The sequence below is a fragment of the Gellertiella hungarica genome, assembly GCF_014197145.1.
GTDB classification, from domain to species: domain Bacteria; phylum Pseudomonadota; class Alphaproteobacteria; order Rhizobiales; family Rhizobiaceae; genus Gellertiella; species Gellertiella hungarica.
On the sequence record NZ_JACIEZ010000036.1, the window covers coordinates 1 to 1,063 of the forward strand.

At 59.3% G+C, this 1,063-nt stretch carries 1 protein-coding gene; it reads right to left on the minus strand.

What is annotated here, in order from left to right; translation table 11 throughout:
- Positions 1-976: IS110 family RNA-guided transposase (locus GGR23_RS22975; protein WP_183368616.1), on the minus strand; the 976-nt coding region annotated here is incomplete at its 3' end.
- Between the last annotated feature and the right edge of the window lie 87 nt (positions 977-1,063).

Below are 1,063 nucleotides of genomic sequence, written 5' to 3' on the forward strand. Positions count from 1 at the left end.
CCCAGATCATCCGGGCGATCTTATTGGCCAGCGCCACCGCTACGACCTTGAACGGACGCCGCGTAAGCATGTTCTTCAGCCACGGCCAAACTCGGTCGCGATACTGCACATGACGTAGCACCGATGCCGCCCCCGTCGTCAGTAATGATCGTAGTACCGGATTGCCCATCTTCGATATTCGCCCCAACCGTTCTTTGCCACCGCTGGAATGCGCTTTCGGAGTTAGCCCGATCCAGGCCGCAAAGTGCCGAGCAGATTTGAAGCCGGCGGGATCAGGAACGAAAGCCTTTACGGCCAAGGCGATAATTGCGCCAACGCCAGGGATGGTCGCGAGGCGCCGCATCTCATCATCCTGCTTGGCTTGGATGACGATCTCACGTTCGAGTTTGTCGATCTGTGTGGCGAGCATCTCGATCTGATTGATAATTTCGGTCAGGGCAAAGCGCGCAGCCGGAGGCAGTCGAGTATCCTCTTCATCCCGGATGATAGGCGCCAGTGCTTTCACGTTGGCGATTCCGGTCGGAGCGATGATACCCAACTCTCCCATATGGGCGCGCAACGCGTTGATCGCTTGGGTTCGCTGACGCACGAGCAGCGCCCGCGTTCTGAGGACCATCACCGCTGCCTGCTGCTCTGCAGTCTTGACCGGCACGAACCGCATCGTCTTTCGCGTCACCGCTTCAGCAATTGCCTCCGCATCAGCGGCGTCGGTCTTGCCGCGCTTGACGAACGGCTTGACGTATTGGGGCGGCAGCAATCTGACGTCGTGCCCGAAGGCCGAGATCTCCCGCGCCCAGTGGTGCGCACTCGAACATGCCTCCATACCCACCAGGCACGGTGGCAGTCTTTCGAAGAAGCGCAGCACTTCAGCACGGCGTAGCTTTCGGTTGAACAGCGGCGTCCCGTCGACGTCCGCGCCAAAAGCTTGGAAAACGTGCTTCGCCAAGTCCAGTCCAATAGTGGTAACATCTTTCACGGAACGGTCCCTCCTTGTGGCGTTTGCGATAACGACCACGTTAGCACTTTGATGCTGTCGGAGCGGGCCGTTCCACCTCATCAAGGG